Raw genomic sequence first — 15,886 nt, 5'->3', positions numbered from 1 at the left:
ACCGGGCTTGGAGGGGAACAGGCGCAAAGCTGCAAGTTGTTCTTTTCGGCCATGGTGATCAGCTCACACGGCTGATTTCGACCAGGCGATCCGAGCCACCTTCAGCAACGCGGCCACTTTGTTCGATCAGGCGATCCGAACCACCTTCAGCAACGCGGCCCCTTTGTTCGATCAGGCGATCCGAACCACCTTCGGCAACGCGGCCACTTTGTTCGATCAGGCGATCCGAACCACCTTCGGCAACGCGGCCACTTTGTTCGATCAGGCGATCCGAACCGCCTTCAGCAACGCGGCCACTTTGTTCGATCAGGCGATCCGAGCCGCCTTCGGCAACGCGGCCACTTTGTTCGATCAGGCGATCCGAGCCACCTTCGGCAACACGGCCAGCGCGTTCCTGCAGGCGCTCGGCGCCACCTTCGGCAACGGTTTTCAGCGGTTGGGCGATTTCAGCGGCGCTGGAGCGCGATTCCGCAGTCAGGTGTTGGTCGGCAGCTGGCAAGGCGAAGGCGTTGGCAGCAAGAAGGGACAGGGTCAGGGTCAGCAGGTGGCGTTTCATGATTTCGGTGCTCCTCTCGGGGGCTGGAAAGTGGGTACGAAGCCAATGCTACGCCCGGTAACGCCAGAGAGAAGTTCATACGGGTAATGGTAACAATCGACGTTATTGATAGCGCACCGCGAGCGCTCTAGGCTGCAGATTTCGGGATGGTAAGTGGCTGTTTGCCAGCAGTGTTTCCCTGGTGGGCGATGCGGCTGTCCTTAGCGAGAGCCGAACCGGAAGCCAGGAAAAACTTCGCTATCATGGCCGCAATCGATAAAACCCAGAGGGTTTTCATCAGTCCGAAACAATGAGTGCCCTTGTTGCGCCCGTTTTGCGCCAAGCCGTCAGGAGAATCACGCAATGACGCGTCCCGCCAGAATCCTCGTCTGGACCTTAACCAGCCTGCTGACCCTGCTGGCAATATTGGTGGTGGTAATCGCCACTTTCGACTGGAACCGCGTCAAGCCGTTGCTCAACGAGAAGGTCTCCGAAGCCTTGCACCGGCCCTTCGCGATCAATGGCAACCTCGCCGTGCACTGGCGTACCGAGCCCGAAGAGGGCGGCTGGCGCGCTTGGGTGCCGTGGCCGCATTTCATTGCTGAAGACCTTACCCTGGGCAACCCTGAGTGGCTCAAGGAGCCGAAGATGGTCGGCCTGGAGCGTGTGGAGTTCCGCCTGGCGCCGCTGCCGCTGGTGTTCCAGCAGATCGTCATCCCCCGCATCGACCTGGTGAAACCCACTGCCAGCCTCACTCGCCTGGCTGATGGGCGCGCCAACTGGACCTTCGATTTCGGCCCCAAGGACGAGAACGCGGAACCCTCCAAATGGCAACTGGACATCGGCGCCATCGGCTTTGACCAGGGTAATGTCAGCTTCGACGACCAGACGCTGAAAACCAGCATGAAGGTGCAGATCGACCCGCTGGGCAAACCGATCCCGTTCAGCGATATCGTCGGTAAGGCTCGTGCGGAAAAGGCCAGCGGTACCCAGGACTACGCCTTCGGGTTAAAGGCCCAGGGCCGCTACAAGGGCCAGGCGGTTTCCGGCACGGGCAAGATCGGCGGCCTGCTGGCGCTGCAGGATGCCAGCCAGCCGTTTCCCTTGCAGGCCGACGTGCGGATTGCCGATACCCACGTAGTGCTCGCGGGCACCCTGACCGACCCGCGCAACTTTGGCGCCCTGGACCTTCGCCTGCGCCTTTCCGGCGCTAGCCTGGGCAACCTCTACCCATTGACGGGCGTGACGCTGCCAGACACCCCAGCCTATGAAACCGACGGCCACCTCACCGCCAACCTGCATGCGGCCGAAGGCGCCACCTTCAATTACCAGGGCTTCAACGGCAAGATCGGCGACAGCGATATTCACGGTGACCTGGCCTTTGTCGCCAGCCAGCCACGGCCCAAGCTTTCCGGCAAGCTAGTCTCCAACCAGCTGCTGTTCAAGGACCTGGCGCCGCTGATCGGCGCTGACTCCAATGCCGAACAGAAGGCCCGCGGCGGTGCCAGCAAACAGCCGGCAGACAAGGTGCTGCCCGTGGAGGAGTTCCGCACCGAACGCTGGCGCGCCATGGACGCCGACGTCGAGTTTGCCGGCAAGCGCATCGTCCACAGTGAACAGTTGCCGTTCAACGACTTGTCGGCCCACGTGATTCTCGAAGACGGCCTGTTGCGCCTGGAGCCACTGCGCTTTGGCGTGGCCGGGGGCAACCTGGCGTCGAGGATCCGCCTGGATGGGCGCAGTGTGCCGTTGCAAGGCAGGGCGCGACTGACTGCGCGTGGGTTCAAGCTCAAGCAACTGTTCCCAACCTTTGCGCCGATGCAGACCAGCTTTGGCGAGCTCAACGGCGATGCTGACATCAGTGGCCGCGGCAACTCGGTGGCCGCCCTGCTGGGCACGGCCAATGGCGACCTGCGCATGCTGATCAACGATGGTGCGGTCAGCCGCGGCCTGATGGAGATCGCCGGGTTGAACGTGGGCAACTATGTGGTCGGCAAGCTGTTCGGCGACGAAGATGTGCAGATCAACTGCGCGGCGGCGGATGTCGGGATCAAGGACGGGCTGGCGACAACCCGTCTGTTCATCTTCGATACCGAGAACGCGATCATTTACATCAATGGCACGGCCAACTTTGCCAGTGAACAACTCGACCTGAAGATCACCCCGGAGTCGAAAGGGGTGCGGCTGTTCTCGCTGCGCTCGCCGCTTTATGTGCGCGGGCCATTTGCCAAGCCGAGTGCCGGTGTGCAGGCACTGCCGCTGGCGCTGCGCGGCGCGGGGATGGTGGCGCTTGGGGTAGTTGCGGGCCCGGCGGCGGGGCTGCTGGCGCTGGTGGCGCCGAGCAGTGGCGATGAGCCTAACCAGTGCACGCCGTTGCTGCAGCAGATGAAAGCGGGCAAAGCGCCGGCTACGGTGAAGAGCAAGAAATAGTGCAAGGGGGGGCCGCTTTGCGGCCCATTCGCGGCACAAGGCCGCTCCCACAGGTACTCCGCAAACTTTGAACTGAGCGGAGAACCTGTGGGAGCGGCCTTGTGTCGCGAAGGGGCGCAGCGCGCCCCCGAAAATTACAACCCTTGCAGCAGGTCGGCCATATCGTCCGCGTGCTCTTCTTCCTGCGCCAGAATGTCTTCAAAGATGCGCCGCGTGGTCGGGTCGCTGTCACCAATGTATTGGATGATCTCGCGGTAGCTGTCGATCGCAATGCGCTCGGCCACCAGGTCCTCCAGCACCATTTCCCTGAGATTGCTCCCCGCCACGTACTGGGCATGGGAATTCTTGGTCAGGTTGTCCGGGTTGAAGTCCGGCTCGCCACCCAGCTGCACGATGCGCTCGGCCAGCTTGTCGGCATGCTCGTTTTCCTGGTTGGCATGCTCGAGGAACTCTTCGGCAGCAGCGCTCGCCTTGATACCGCTGGCCATGAAGTAGTGGCGCTTGTAGCGCAGCACGCAGACCAGCTCAGTGGCCAGCGACTCGTTGAGCAGGCGCAGGATTTCATCGCGGTTGGCATGGTAACCCTCGGTCACCGCGCCTTGCTCTACGTGCTGGCGGGCACGATTGCGCAGGGTTTGCACATCGGTCAGTTCAACGTTGCTCATGGTTATCTCCAAAAGATCAGGGACGGGTGGTCAAGGTGTGGCGTAGGCTCACGCGCCGTGTACGGCTTCGCTGTCCTCTTCTCGTTGCTTGCAGGTCTTGAAGCCCTTCGCATCGACATGGCCGGTGGCGTCGAAGCGCACGTAGTAAGCCTGCTGGTGGCCGTCGCGGTTGAGGATGTAGTCGTTGCAGGTGCCCCCGTGTGGCAGGTCGATCACGTTCGACGGGCTACCGCCAATGGCGATGACCTTCTGCATGGTCATGCCGTTCTCCACTTGCTTGACCAGCGGTTGGTCGCGGTAGGTGGCGTAGTCCACCGGGTTTTCCGGGTGGCTGCCGCAGGCGGCCAGGGTGGCGCTGGCCAGAAGGATTGCCAGGGTCTGCTTGTACATGGTCCCGCTCCTTGCTCAGGGTCTGTCTGGTTTGGAACCACGCGGCGCGTCAGGAGTTCGATTGCGATGGTCATCAAAGCCCCTGTAGTGTTCACCGGTCGTCCACGGAAAGGGGCTGGGGCTATGCAGCGGGAATTGGCCACGCGGTATCCATTGGTGCTGGTGCCGGGCATGCTCGGTTTTGTCCGGGTGCTGCTTTACCCGTACTGGTTCGGCATCGTGGCAGCCCTGCGCAAGGGCGGGGCACAGGTGTTCCCTGTGCAGGTTTCGCCGCTGCATTGCAGCGAAGTGCGCGGTGAGCAACTGTTGGCGATCATCGAAGACATCTGCCAGCGCACCGGTGCCGACAAGGTCAACCTGATCGGCCATAGCCAGGGCGCCCTGGACGCGCGCTATGCCGCTGCCCGGCGGCCTGACCGGGTGGCGTCGGTAACGTCGGTGGCAGGGCCCAACCATGGCTCGGAACTGGCCGACCACCTGGAGCGTACGGCACCGGGCGACTCACCCCAGGGGCGCATCCTCAAGGCCGTGTTGCACGGCCTGGCGGTGCTGTTGGTGTGGCTTGAAACCGGCTGGCGGCGCGACCCGTTGCCGATCGACGTGCACGCCTCGCACCAGGCGCTGACCAGCGCCGGGGTGGCGCTGTTCAACCAGGCTTATCCACAGGGGTTGCCCGAAACCTGGGGCGGTCAAGGGCCGGCCCAGGTCAACGGCGTGCGCTACTACTCCTGGTCAGGCACTTTGCAGCCCGGCCTGACCGACCAGGGCCGTAACCGCTTCGACGGCAGCAACCGCTTTTGCCGCCTGTTCGCTCGCAGTTTCGTCAAGGAAAAGGGCCATTGCGACGGTATGGTCGGCCGCTTCAGTTCGCATCTGGGGCAGGTGATCGGTGACAACTACCCGCTCGATCACCTGGACATCGTCAACCAGTCACTGGGCGCGGTGGGCAAGGGCGCCGAGCCGGTGCGCCTGTTTACCGAACATGCCGCTCGGCTCAAAGCTGCGGGGCTGTAGTTTTGCCCAGCACGGGGGTGGTCCAGCGCTCGGCTAGGATTACCCCGACCAGTGTCAGCAGGCCGCCGGCCAGGTGGTAGCTGGCCAGTTGTTCGTCGAGTACCGCAGCGGCGATCAGTGCGGTCACCAGTGGCAGCAGGTTGAAGAACAGCGTCGTGCGGCTGGGGCCCAGGCGGTGCACGGCCTGCATCCACACCAGCGGCGCGATCATCGAGGCCAGTACACAGGCGTACAGCACCAGGCCGGCGTTGTGAACGTTCAGGCCGGTCTTCTCAGACAGCAGGTACAGCGGCAACAACACGATGATCGCCACCAGCACCTGCAGGTACAGCAGCTGCAAAGGCGGCAAGCGCAACTGCCATTTTTTCAGCAGGAAGCTGTAAAGCGCGTAAGCCAGGGTGGCCACCAGCATCAGCAGGTCGCCGCTGTTCAGGCCTTGGTCCAGCAGGATGCCCGGCTGGCCTGCGGAGACGACTTCCAGCACACCCACGAACGAGACCACGGCGCCGGCCAGCGCGCCATAGCTCAGGCGCTGCCCCAGCCAGGCGATGGACAGTGCCAGTGACATCAATGGCATCAGCGACAGAATGATGCCCATGTTGGTGGCGCTGGTGATGCTGGCGGCGAAGTACGCAAGGCTCTGGTAGATCGCCATGCCTAGCACGCCAAGCACGGCAATCTTGCCCAAGTGCGGGCGGATGGCCGCGCGGTTGCGCCACACGGCCGGCAGCAGGAACGGGGTGAACAGCAGCCCGGCCAGCAGCCACCGGTAAAAGCCGATCTCGGCAGGGTGGATGGCACCGGCGGACAGCTTGGTGACCACGGTATTGCCGGCCCAGATGAGGATCGCGGTGAGGGGGAAGAGGTAATTCATGTTCAGGTGATGCTCTGGGGAAGACAGTAATCCTGGGGCTGCGAAGCAGGACCCGATAGCACGCTATTATCCGCTGTCTGTCCGCACGCCTATACTCGTATCCAGACAACCTGCCCCTTGAAGCAGACAGCATGCCGCGTAAATACCTCGACATCCCCCAGTTCGACCAGCTCCCGGCCCCCGTGTACTTTCGCCATGACGAGTTCGGCGCCGACACCCATAGCGCACCTCATCGGCATGCCTGGGGCCAGCTCAACTACACGGCCCACGGCGTCATGCACCTGGATGTCGACGGCCAGCGCTTCCTCTCGCCGCCGCACTACGCCGTGTGGGTACCACCGGGCACCGAGCATGGCTGCTACAACCCCCAGGCCATCGTCTACCGCTCGGTCTACCTGGACCGCAGCCTGTGCACCGAGCTGCCGCAGCAGCCCTGCAGCCTGGTGATCAGCGATATCCTCAAGGCGATCCTCGGCGACTTCGCCCGGCGTGACCTGAAAGTGGCACAGGGCGAGCGCGACCAGCGCCTGGTGCAGGTGCTGCTCGACCAGCTGCTGCTGGCGCCGACACAGACCTGCTACCTGCCCTTCGCCCACAGCGAGGGCTTGCGCCAGGTGCTCGATGCCCTGGGTGCCGAGCCGGGCAACAACCGCCCGCTGGCCGAATGGGCAGCGCAGGTGCACGTCAGCGAGCGCACCCTGGCTCGGCAGTTTCTGCGTGAGCTGGGCATCAGTTTCGGCGAGTGGCGCTTGCGCCTGCGGTTTCTGCGGGCCATCGAAGCGCTGGAGGCGGGCGAGCCGATCCAGGCGATTGCCTTCGACCTCGGCTACAGCAGCGCCTCGGCCTTCATCGCCATGTTCCAGCGCCAGGCCCAGTGCACGCCGGAGCAGTACCGGCGCCAGGCCCGGGCGGGAATGTAAAAATTCTTGTCTACACTGACGTGCACTACCGTGCATCGGGCGCGGAGCCAAGGAGACCACTCCATGAAGATGCTGCAAATGCCATTGCTGGTGTTGGCTGTGTTGTTCAGCGCGCAGGGATTCGCCGCCACCGCGCAACAGGAAAAGATGACCTCGTGCAATGCCGACGCCTCGGCCAAGGCGCTCAAGGGCGACGAGCGCAAGGCGTTCATGAGCACCTGCCTGAAGAAGAGCGCGCCGGCCACCCAGCAGGAAAAGATGAAGACCTGCAACGCCGACGCTTCCACCAAGGCGCTCAAGGGCGACGAGCGCAAAGCCTTCATGAGCGACTGCCTGAAGAAGAAATGACCTGCGCCTATGCCTGTCGGTCGAAGGCTGGCAGACTGCGGGTCTTTCCGCTGTCTGCCGCCGAGGCTGTATGACTTTCACCCCCCGCCAGATTACCCTTGCCAGCCTGATCATCGTGATGGCCGGGCTGTTGCTGGCACTGCCCCTGAAGTTGCTTCCAAGCCTGCTGGCCGGGCTGCTGGTGTTCGAACTGGTCAACATGCTCACGCCGCGGCTGCAACCGCTGATCGCTGGCCAGCGAGCGCGCTGGCTGGCGGTGGCGCTGCTTGGCACGCTCGTGGTGATTACCCTGGCGCTGCTGATCGCCGGTGCGTTCAGTTTCCTGCTGCATGAAGCGGAAAACCCTGGCGCCTCGCTGGACAAGTTCATGGCCCTGGTCGAGCGTGCCCGTGGCCAGTTGCCGCCCTTCATCGAAGGCTACCTGCCGGCCAGCGCCGCCGAGTTCAAGGTGGCCATCGGTGACTGGATCAAGAGCCACCTGAGCGACCTGCAGCTGGTCGGCAAGGGCATGGCGCACATGTTCGTTACCCTGCTGATCGGCATGATCCTCGGGGCGATCATCGCCCTGCAGCGCATCCCCGACATTTCCCGCCGCAAGCCGCTGGCCGCAGCGCTGTTCGAGCGCCTGAGCCTGCTGGTTCAGGCATTTCGCAACATCGTTTTCGCGCAGATCAAGATCTCGCTGCTGAACACTGCGTTCACCGGTGTTTTCCTGGCCGTGGTGCTGCCGTCGTTCGGCGTGCACCTGCCGCTGACCAAGACGCTGATCGTGCTGACCTTCCTGCTGGGGCTGTTGCCGGTGATCGGCAACCTGATGTCCAACACGCTGATCACCATCGTCGGCCTGTCGTTGTCGATCTGGGTGGCGGCGGCGGCGCTGGGGTATCTGATCGTCATCCACAAGGTCGAGTACTTCCTCAACGCGCGGATCGTCGGCGGGCAGATCAGTGCCAAGGCCTGGGAGCTGTTGCTGGCGATGCTGGTGTTCGAGGCGGCGTTCGGTTTACCGGGGGTGGTGGCGGGGCCGGTCTACTATGCCTACCTGAAGAGTGAGTTGCGGCGGGCTGAGCTGGTCTGAGGTCAGGGGGCCAGTACCGGCCTCATCGCCGGCAAGCCGGCTCCTACAGGAATGACTCCGCCCTCAGGCTTGTGCTATCCCTGTGGGAGCCGGCGATGAAGCTGATGCAGATTCAGATCGTGCCGTAACGCTTGCGCGCCTCGATCGCCAACCCGCTGCCAATGCTGCCGAAGATGTTGCCTTCCACATGCCGCGCATTCGGCAGCATCGCCGCCACGCTGTTGCGCAGGGCGGGAATACCGCTCGAACCGCCGGTGAAGAACACCGTGTCGACCTGGCCTTCGCTCACGCCGGCTTTGGCCAGCAACTCGGTCACGCTGGCCCGCACCCGCTCCAGCAGCCCTTCGATGGCCCCTTCGAATACCGCACGGGTCAAGTCCACGCCCAGCTCACGCTCGACGCGGCCGAGGTCGATACGGCGGGTTTCGTGGTCGGTGAGCTCGATCTTGCTAGCCTCGACTTCCATCGCCAGCCAGTGGCCGGCACGCTGCTCGATCAGCTTGAACAGGCGGTCGATACCCAGGGTGTCCTCGATGTCATAGCGCATGTTGCCCAGGGCCAGCTGCGATTTCTGCGAGTACAGGGCGTTGATGGTGTGCCAGGTGGCCAGGTTGAGGTGGTAGCTGGTGGGCATCAGTGCGCCGCTCTTCATCCGGCTGCCATAGCCGAACAGCGGCATCACGCCCTGCAGGCTCAACTGCTTGTCGAAGTCGGTACCGCCGATGTGCACGCCGCCGGTGGCGAGGATGTCGCTCTGGCGCTCGGCCACATTGTGCCGCTCGGGGGAAAGGCGGATCAGGGTAAAGTCCGAGGTACCACCGCCGATATCGACAATGAGCACCAGCTCTTCACGGTTGATGCCGGACTCGTAGTCGAACGCCGCAGCGATCGGTTCGTACTGGAACGACACGTCCTTGAAACCGATCTTGCGCGCCACTTCGGCCAGGGTGTCTTCGGCCTCCTGGTCGGCAGCCGGGTCTTCGTCGACGAAGAACACCGGGCGGCCCAGTACTACCTGGTCGAAGCTGCGATCGGCGGCGGTTTCGGCGCGGTTCTTCAGCTCGCCGATGAACATGCCCAGCAGGTCTTTGAACGGCAGTGCGCTGCCCAGCACGCTGGTATCGTGCTTGATCAGCTTGGAGCCCAACAGGCTTTTGAGCGAGCGCATCAGGCGGCCTTCGTAGCCTTCGAGGTATTCGTGCAGCGCAAGCCGGCCGTACACCGGGCGGCGTTCTTCGATATTGAAGAAGACCACCGACGGCAGGGTGATCTTGCCGTTCTCCAGGGCGATCAGCGACTCGACGCCGGGGCGGTGCCAGCCGACCGTGGAGTTGGAGGTGCCGAAGTCGATGCCAAGGGCACGGGCCGGGGATACGTCAGACATGGAAAAGGGCTTCCGGAGGCAAAACGGCCGCGCAGTTTATGCCACTTGGCTCAAGAATCAAGACCGGCCGTCTGCCATGGAGCAAAGCCAAGCGCACCTTGAAAGGCTATGCTTGGACCCTATCTTCAGATGCAATACGCAAATTCACATTGGTGATCCATAGATGGACTTCAAAGACTACTACAAGATACTCGGCGTAGAGCCCACGGCGGACGAGAAGGCGATCAAGGCCGCGTACCGCAAACTGGCGCGCAAGTATCACCCTGACGTCAGCAAGGAGCGCGACGCCGAGGATAAATTCAAGGAGGCCAACGAGGCCTACGAGGTGCTTGGCGACGCCCAGAAGCGCGCCGAGTTCGACGAGATCCGCAAGTACGGCGGCCAGCACGGCCGGCCATTCCAGGCCCCGCCGGGTTGGCAGAGCCGTGGCGGTGCGGGTGGCGCGGGCGCGGGTTTCGAAGGTGGTGATTTCTCCGACTTCTTCAGCTCGATCTTCGGCGCGCGTGGCGGCAGCCCGTTTGGTGGCGCCCGGCAACAACGCAGTGCGGGCAGGCGAGGGCAGGACGTGGAACTGGAACTGGCGATCTTCCTTGAAGAAACCCTGAGCAAGGAATCCAAGCAGATCAGCTTCCAGGTGCCGCAGACCAACGCCGCTGGCCAGCGTACCGGGTTCACCACCAAGACCCTGAATGTGAAGATCCCGGCTGGGGTCAGCGATGGCGAGCGCATCCGCCTCAAAGGCCAGGGCGCGCCGGGCAGTGGTGGCGGGGCCAATGGCGACCTGTTCCTGACCATCCGCATGGCACCGCACCCGCTGTTCGATGTCGAAGGTCAAGACCTGATCATCACCGTGCCGCTGGCACCGTGGGAAGCGGCATTGGGCACCAAGGTGGCCGTGCCGACCCTGGACGGCAAGATCAACCTGACCATCCGCCCCGACAGCCAGAGCGGCCAGCGCCTGCGGGTGCCGGGCAAGGGCCTGGCGAACAAGCAGGGCGAGCGCGGCAACCTCTACGCGCAGTTGAAAGTGGTGATGCCGACGACATCCGACGAGTCTACCCGTGAACTGTGGGCCAAGCTTTCCGAGAAGGCCGCGTTCAACCCGAGGGCACAATGGAGTAAGTGATCATGAGCAGCACCCTGATCGTTCAACTGGACATGCGCACCCTTTGCCAGGAGGCCGACATCACGGCCGACTACGTGGTCGAGATCGTCGAGCACGGTATCGTTGAACCGAAAGGGCGAACGCCGGAGGATTGGCTGTTCGACGATCAGGCGCCGCTGCTGGCCAGGCGTGCGGCCAAGCTGCACCAGGAGCTGGAACTGGAATGGGAAGGGGTGGCGCTGGCGCTGGAGTTGTTACAGGAAGTGCAGCAGTTGCGCAGTGAGAACAGCATGCTGAAACAGCGGCTGGGGCGGTTTATCCAGCTGTGATGGTGCCCGCCCCGGCCCCCTCGCCGGCACGCCGGCCCCAATACGGACTGCCGGGCGGCAACTCCTGGGGGCCCCGGCTTGCCGGCGATGAGGCCCATGCAGGCACTCTGAAATTCAAGCGGGCTCAGCCCCTGGGTTGAGCACCAGCTGCATGAACGTCAGGTCCAGCCAGCGCCCGAACTTCACACCCACCTGCGGCATCTGCCCGGTCACCACGAACCCCAGCCGCTCATGCAGGCGCACCGACGCTGCATTGCCGCTCTCGATGGCGGCTACCATCACATGCTTGCCGCACCCCCGCGCCCGTTCGATCAGCGCCGCCATCAGCTGCGGCCCCAGGCCTTTGCCGCGCTGGTCGCCACGGATGTACACAGAATGCTCCACGGTATTGCGAAACCCTTCGAACGGTCGCCAGTCGCCAAACGAGGCATAGCCGAGCACCCCGGTGTCATCCGCCGCCACCAGGATCGGGTAGCCCTGTTGCGCACGGGCCTCGAACCAGGCCTGGCGGTTGCCGAGGTCAACCGGGGTTTCGTTCCAGATCGCCGTGGTGTTGCGCACCGCGTCGTTGTAGATGTCGAGGATGCCCGGCACGTCGGTGGGCAGGGCATCGCGAATTTCGTGGCTCATTGCAGCGTCTCACTGGGTCGATGGGCGCAGATTAAATGGTTACCAGCCCGCGTACACCCTCGGCTTGCATGTTTTCACCGCGCCCGCGCTGGATGATCTCGCCCCGGGCCATGACCAGGTACTGGTCGGCCAGCTCTTCGGCAAAGTCGTAGAACTGCTCGACCAGCAAGATGGCCATGTCGCCGCGCTCGGCCAGGCGGCGGATCACCGCGCCGATTTCCTTGATGACCGAAGGCTGGATGCCCTCGGTGGGCTCGTCGAGAATCAGCAGGCGCGGCCGGCTGGCCAGGGCGCGGCCGATGGCCAGCTGTTGCTGCTGGCCGCCGGACAGGTCGCCGCCACGGCGTTGCTTCATCTGCTCCAGCACCGGGAACAGCTCGTAGATGAAGGCCGGTACCTCCCGCGCCTCGCGGGCCGGAAAACGCGACAGGCCCATCAGCAGGTTTTCCTCGACGGTCAGGCGCGGGAAGATCTCGCGGCCCTGGGGCACGTAGGCGATACCGGCATGCACCCGTTGTTGTGGCTTGAGCGTGGTGATTGGCTTGCCTTCCCATTCCACGCTGCCTTCGCGGGCTTGTACCAGCCCCATCAGGCAGCGCAGCAGGGTGGTCTTGCCCACACCGTTGCGCCCGAGCAGGCAGGTGACTTCGCCGACCTTGGCCTCGAAGGACAGGCCACGCAGGATGTGGCTGCCGCCGTAGTACTGATGCAGGGTGTCGATTTTCAGCATGTCATGTCCTTGTAGTCATCAACGGCCCAGGTAAACCTCGACCACCCGCTCGTCTGCCTGCACCTGCTCCAGCGAGCCCTCTGCGAGCACACTGCCCTGGTGCAGCACGGTGACATGGTCGGCAATGCTGCCGACAAACCCCATGTCGTGTTCCACCACCATCAGCGAGTGCTTGCCGGCCAGGCCTTTGAACAGCTCGGCGGTGAACTCGGTCTCGGCGTCGGTCATGCCCGCCACCGGTTCGTCGAGCAGCAGCAGCTGTGGCTCCTGCACCAGCAACATGCCGATTTCCAGAAACTGCTTCTGCCCGTGGGACAGCAAGCCCGCCTGGCGCTGGGCCAGGGGCAGCAGGCGCAAGGTGGCCAACACCTCCTCGATGCGCTGGCGTTGCTCGCCACTCAGGCGCGCCGCCAGGCTGGCCCACACCGACTTGTCGGTCTTCAGCGCCAGTTCGAGGTTCTCGAACACGGTCAGCGCCTCGAACACTGTCGGCTTCTGGAACTTGCGGCCGATCCCGGCCTGGGCGATCTGGTATTCGCTCATGCGGGTCAGGTCGAGGGTGTCGCCAAAAAACGCGCTGCCGGTGTCGGGGCGGGTCTTGCCGGTGATCACGTCCATCATCGTGGTCTTGCCGGCGCCGTTGGGGCCGATGATGCAGCGCAGTTCACCGACCCCGATGTACAGGTTGAGCGCGTTGAGGGCCTTGAAACCATCTAAGCTGACGCTGATGTCTTCCAGGCTCAGCACGGTGCCGTGGCGGGTGTCCAGGCCCGCGGTACGGCGGCTGCCCAGGCCGATGGCGTCACGCCCGCTACCCAGGTTGTCGAACACGGGTTCAAGCATGAATTCCGGATGCACAGGGGGCACGCCTCTCATGGCTGGCTCCTTTTCTTCAGCAGGCCGACCACGCCCTTGGGCAGGTACAGGGTGACGAGGATGAACAATGCGCCGAGGAAGAACAGCCAGAATTCCGGGAAGGCCACGGTGAACCAACTCTTCATCCCGTTCACCAGGCCAGCGCCCAGCAGCGGGCCGATCAGCGTGCCGCGTCCACCCAATGCCACCCACACAGCGGCCTCGATGGAGTTGGTCGGCGACATCTCGCTGGGGTTGATGATGCCCACCTGTGGCACGTACAACGCGCCGGCCAGGCCACACAGAACGGCACTGAGCACCCACACCAGCAGCTTGAAGCCGCGGGGGTCGTAGCCGCAGAACATCAGGCGGTTTTCCGCATCACGTACGGCGGTGAGCAAGCGGCCGAACTTGCTCTGCGTCAGGCGCCAGCACAGGTACAGGCTGGCCACCAGCAGGCCCACGGTGAGCAGAAACAGCACCGCCCGTGTGCCTTGCGCGGCGATGTCGAAGCCAAGAATGGTGCGGAAGCTGGTGAAACCGTTATTGCCGCCAAAGCCTGTCTCGTTGCGAAAGAACAGCAGCATTCCGGCGAAGGTCAGGGCCTGGGTCATGATCGAGAAATACACGCCCTTGATCCGCGAGCGGAAGGCGAAGAAGCCGAACACCAGCGCCAGCAGGCCGGGCGCCAGCACCACCAGGCACAAGGCCCAGGCAAAATGCTGAGTACCGGCCCAGTACCAGGGCAGCTCGGTCCACGACAGAAAGGTCATGAACCCCGGCAGGCTGTCACCGGCCGCCTGGCGCATCAGGTACATGCCCATGGCGTAGCCACCCAGGGCAAAGAACAGCCCGTGGCCAAGCGACAGCAGCCCGGCGTAACCCCAGACCAGGTCAAGCGCCAGCGCGACGATGGCGTAGCAGAGGATCTTGCCGACCAGCGTCAGGGTGTACGCCGAAACCTGCAGCGCGTGGTCAGCCGGCAGTAACGAAAGCAACGGCAGGGCCAGCAACAGGAGGACGACGATGGCGCCAATGGCCAGCGACAGGCGCGGCCCGGCCTTTTGCGAAGCGGTGACTAGCAGTGGCTGGTTCATCAGTCGATTACCCGTCCCTTGAGGGCGAACAGGCCTTGCGGGCGCTTCTGGATGAACAGAATGACCAACGCAAGGATGAGGATCTTGCCAAGTACTGCGCCGATCTGCGGCTCCAGTAACTTGTTGGCTATCCCTAAGCCAAAGGCGGCCCAGAGGCTGCCGGCCAGTTGCCCGACACCGCCGAGCACCACTACCAGGAAAGAGTCGATGATGTAGCTCTGGCCCAGGTCCGGGCCGACGTTGCCGACTTGGCTCAGGGCCACGCCACCGAGCCCGGCGATGCCCGAGCCCAGGCCGAAGGCAAGCATGTCGACGCGGCCGGTGGACACGCCACAGCAGGCGGCCATGTTGCGGTTCTGGGTGACCGCCCGCACGTTCAGGCCCAGCCGCGTGCGGTTGAGCAGCAGCCAGGTCAGCACTACCACGGCCAGGGCGAAGCCGATGATCACCAGGCGGTTGTAGGGCAGCACCAGGTTGGGCAGCAGCTGGATGCCACCGGACAACCAGGCCGGGTTGCTGACCTCGACGTTCTGCGCGCCGAACAGCAGGCGTATGGCCTGGATCAGGATCAGGCTGATGCCCCAGGTCGCCAGCAGGGTTTCCAGCGGGCGGCCGTAGAGGTGGCGGATGATCGTACGCTCAAGCGCCATGCCGACCCCGGCACTGACGGTGAACGCTACCGGCAGGGCGATCAGCGGGTAGAACTCGATGGCGCCGGGTGCATAGCGCTGCAGCAGCACCTGGACCATGTAGGTGCTGTAGGCGCCGAGCATCAGCATCTCGCCGTGAGCCATGTTGATCACCCCGAGCAGGCCGAAGGTAATCGCCAGGCCCAGGGCCGCCAACAGCAGGATCGAACCGAGCGACAGGCCGCTGAAGGCTTGGCCGAGCAGTTCGCCGAAGAGGAGTTTGCGCTTGACCTGAGCCAGGCTGGTTTCGGCAGCGGTGCGCACCACCGCGTCGGTTTCCGCATCGGGCTGCAGCAACGCCTCCAGGCGCGTGCGCGCCACGGGGTCACCGGTTTCACCGAGCAGGCGCACGGCTGCCAGGCGCACCCGTGGTTCGCTGGCGCCCAGTTGCAGGTTGGCCAGCGCCAGGCCAAGGGCAGCGTGCACGGCGGTGTCGGGTTCGCTGGCGAAGCGCCGGTCGAGGAAGGCTATCTGCGCCGGTTGCGCGGTTTTCTGCAGTTGCTGGGCGGCGGCCAGGCGTGTCCCGGTGTCATCGCTGAGCAACTGATGGCTGGCCAGGGCGTTATCGATCAAGCCGCGCAGGCGGTTGTTCAGGCGCACCTTGCGCTTGTCGCCTTCGGCGATGCGGCCCTGGCGCAGGTTTTCCAGCAGCGGCAGGCGCGCGGCATCGGGCTGCGCCGCCCAGGTTTCGAGCAGGCGGGCCTGTTCGGCGGGCTTGGCGCTGAGGAAGAATTCGCCCTCGCTGGCCTGGGTTGCCAGGGGCAGCAACAGGAGGAGGGTGAGCAGGAATCTGAGCATATGGGCAGTCCTGGG

Annotated in this window: 17 protein-coding genes; 7 read left to right on the top strand and 10 right to left on the bottom strand. The window is 64.0% G+C overall.

What is annotated here, in order from left to right:
- Positions 1 to 58 precede the first annotated feature (58 nt).
- Positions 59 to 556 (bottom strand): phage infection protein, encoded by a 498-nt coding sequence (locus ACNQPL_RS14020; RefSeq protein ID WP_416467067.1) that lies wholly within the window; start codon positions 554 to 556, stop codon positions 59 to 61.
- 342 nt (positions 557 to 898) lie between these two features.
- Here ACNQPL_RS14020 and ACNQPL_RS14015 point away from each other — a divergent pair, with 342 nt between their 5' ends.
- Positions 899 to 2,965 (top strand): AsmA family protein, encoded by a 2,067-nt coding sequence (locus tag ACNQPL_RS14015; RefSeq protein WP_416467066.1) that lies wholly within the window; start codon positions 899 to 901, stop codon positions 2,963 to 2,965.
- A gap of 134 nt (positions 2,966 to 3,099) precedes the next feature.
- On the opposite strand, the gene ACNQPL_RS14010 is transcribed toward ACNQPL_RS14015, so the two are convergent.
- Positions 3,100 to 3,630, bottom strand: a complete 531-nt coding sequence (locus tag ACNQPL_RS14010; protein ID WP_346614781.1) for a ferritin-like domain-containing protein — start codon at positions 3,628 to 3,630, stop codon at positions 3,100 to 3,102.
- Between the two features lie 48 nt (positions 3,631 to 3,678).
- Positions 3,679 to 4,020, bottom strand: a complete 342-nt coding sequence (osmE, locus tag ACNQPL_RS14005) for an osmotically-inducible lipoprotein OsmE (protein ID WP_346614780.1) — start codon at positions 4,018 to 4,020, stop codon at positions 3,679 to 3,681.
- 123 nt (positions 4,021 to 4,143) lie between these two features.
- Between osmE and ACNQPL_RS14000 the strand changes: the two genes are divergently transcribed.
- Positions 4,144 to 5,034: an alpha/beta fold hydrolase gene (locus ACNQPL_RS14000; RefSeq protein ID WP_416467065.1), complete on the top strand. Its 891-nt coding sequence runs from the start codon at positions 4,144 to 4,146 to the stop codon at positions 5,032 to 5,034.
- On the opposite strand, the gene ACNQPL_RS13995 is transcribed toward ACNQPL_RS14000, so the two are convergent.
- Positions 5,015 to 5,908: a DMT family transporter gene (locus ACNQPL_RS13995; protein ID WP_416467064.1), complete on the bottom strand. Its 894-nt coding sequence runs from the start codon at positions 5,906 to 5,908 to the stop codon at positions 5,015 to 5,017. The genes ACNQPL_RS14000 and ACNQPL_RS13995 overlap by 20 nt on opposite strands.
- A gap of 131 nt (positions 5,909 to 6,039) precedes the next feature.
- Here ACNQPL_RS13995 and ACNQPL_RS13990 point away from each other — a divergent pair, with 131 nt between their 5' ends.
- From ACNQPL_RS13990 to ACNQPL_RS13980, 3 genes are all read left to right on the top strand, one after another.
- Positions 6,040 to 6,828, top strand: a complete 789-nt coding sequence (locus tag ACNQPL_RS13990; protein WP_416467063.1) for an AraC family transcriptional regulator — start codon at positions 6,040 to 6,042, stop codon at positions 6,826 to 6,828.
- A gap of 63 nt (positions 6,829 to 6,891) precedes the next feature.
- Positions 6,892 to 7,176: a PsiF family protein gene (locus ACNQPL_RS13985; protein ID WP_416467062.1), complete on the top strand. Its 285-nt coding sequence runs from the start codon at positions 6,892 to 6,894 to the stop codon at positions 7,174 to 7,176.
- A 70-nt stretch (positions 7,177 to 7,246) separates the two neighbouring features.
- On the top strand, positions 7,247 to 8,254 hold the full coding sequence (locus tag ACNQPL_RS13980) for a hypothetical protein (RefSeq protein WP_346614775.1): 1,008 nt from the start codon (positions 7,247 to 7,249) through the stop codon (positions 8,252 to 8,254).
- Positions 8,255 to 8,366: 112 nt separating this feature from the next.
- Here ACNQPL_RS13980 and ACNQPL_RS13975 read toward each other — a convergent pair whose 3' ends face one another.
- Positions 8,367 to 9,638 (bottom strand): Hsp70 family protein, encoded by a 1,272-nt coding sequence (locus ACNQPL_RS13975; protein ID WP_416467061.1) that lies wholly within the window; start codon positions 9,636 to 9,638, stop codon positions 8,367 to 8,369.
- 163 nt (positions 9,639 to 9,801) lie between these two features.
- Between ACNQPL_RS13975 and cbpA the strand changes: the two genes are divergently transcribed.
- Positions 9,802 to 10,764: a curved DNA-binding protein gene (gene cbpA / locus ACNQPL_RS13970; RefSeq protein WP_346614773.1), complete on the top strand. Its 963-nt coding sequence runs from the start codon at positions 9,802 to 9,804 to the stop codon at positions 10,762 to 10,764.
- Positions 10,765 to 10,766: 2 nt separating this feature from the next.
- Complete coding sequence (locus tag ACNQPL_RS13965) at positions 10,767 to 11,072, top strand: chaperone modulator CbpM (protein WP_346614772.1); 306 nt, start codon at positions 10,767 to 10,769, stop codon at positions 11,070 to 11,072.
- 114 nt (positions 11,073 to 11,186) lie between these two features.
- On the opposite strand, the gene ACNQPL_RS13960 is transcribed toward ACNQPL_RS13965, so the two are convergent.
- From ACNQPL_RS13960 to urtB, 5 genes are read right to left on the bottom strand one after another with little or no spacing between them, the layout of a single operon-like run.
- Positions 11,187 to 11,702: a GNAT family N-acetyltransferase gene (locus ACNQPL_RS13960; RefSeq protein ID WP_387522478.1), complete on the bottom strand. Its 516-nt coding sequence runs from the start codon at positions 11,700 to 11,702 to the stop codon at positions 11,187 to 11,189.
- A gap of 31 nt (positions 11,703 to 11,733) precedes the next feature.
- Positions 11,734 to 12,432 carry an urea ABC transporter ATP-binding subunit UrtE gene (gene urtE, locus ACNQPL_RS13955; RefSeq protein ID WP_387522476.1) on the bottom strand — a complete coding sequence of 233 codons (699 nt, stop codon included), beginning with the start codon at positions 12,430 to 12,432 and terminating at the stop codon, positions 11,734 to 11,736.
- Between the two features lie 18 nt (positions 12,433 to 12,450).
- Entirely contained in the window at positions 12,451 to 13,308 is an 858-nt protein-coding gene (gene urtD / locus ACNQPL_RS13950; protein WP_416467060.1) for an urea ABC transporter ATP-binding protein UrtD, read from the bottom strand.
- Positions 13,305 to 14,384: an urea ABC transporter permease subunit UrtC gene (gene urtC / locus ACNQPL_RS13945; protein ID WP_416467059.1), complete on the bottom strand. Its 1,080-nt coding sequence runs from the start codon at positions 14,382 to 14,384 to the stop codon at positions 13,305 to 13,307. Before urtC ends, urtD begins: the two co-directional genes overlap by 4 nt.
- On the bottom strand, positions 14,384 to 15,871 hold the full coding sequence (gene urtB / locus ACNQPL_RS13940; RefSeq protein WP_416467058.1) for an urea ABC transporter permease subunit UrtB: 1,488 nt from the start codon (positions 15,869 to 15,871) through the stop codon (positions 14,384 to 14,386). Before urtB ends, urtC begins: the two co-directional genes overlap by 1 nt.
- Between the last annotated feature and the right edge of the window lie 15 nt (positions 15,872 to 15,886).

Origin of the sequence: Pseudomonas sp. LFS044 (assembly GCF_047978245.1) — a bacterium.
In the GTDB taxonomy this organism is placed as follows: Bacteria; Pseudomonadota; Gammaproteobacteria; order Pseudomonadales; family Pseudomonadaceae; genus Aquipseudomonas.
This window is presented reverse-complemented; position numbering and strand designations above follow the sequence as displayed.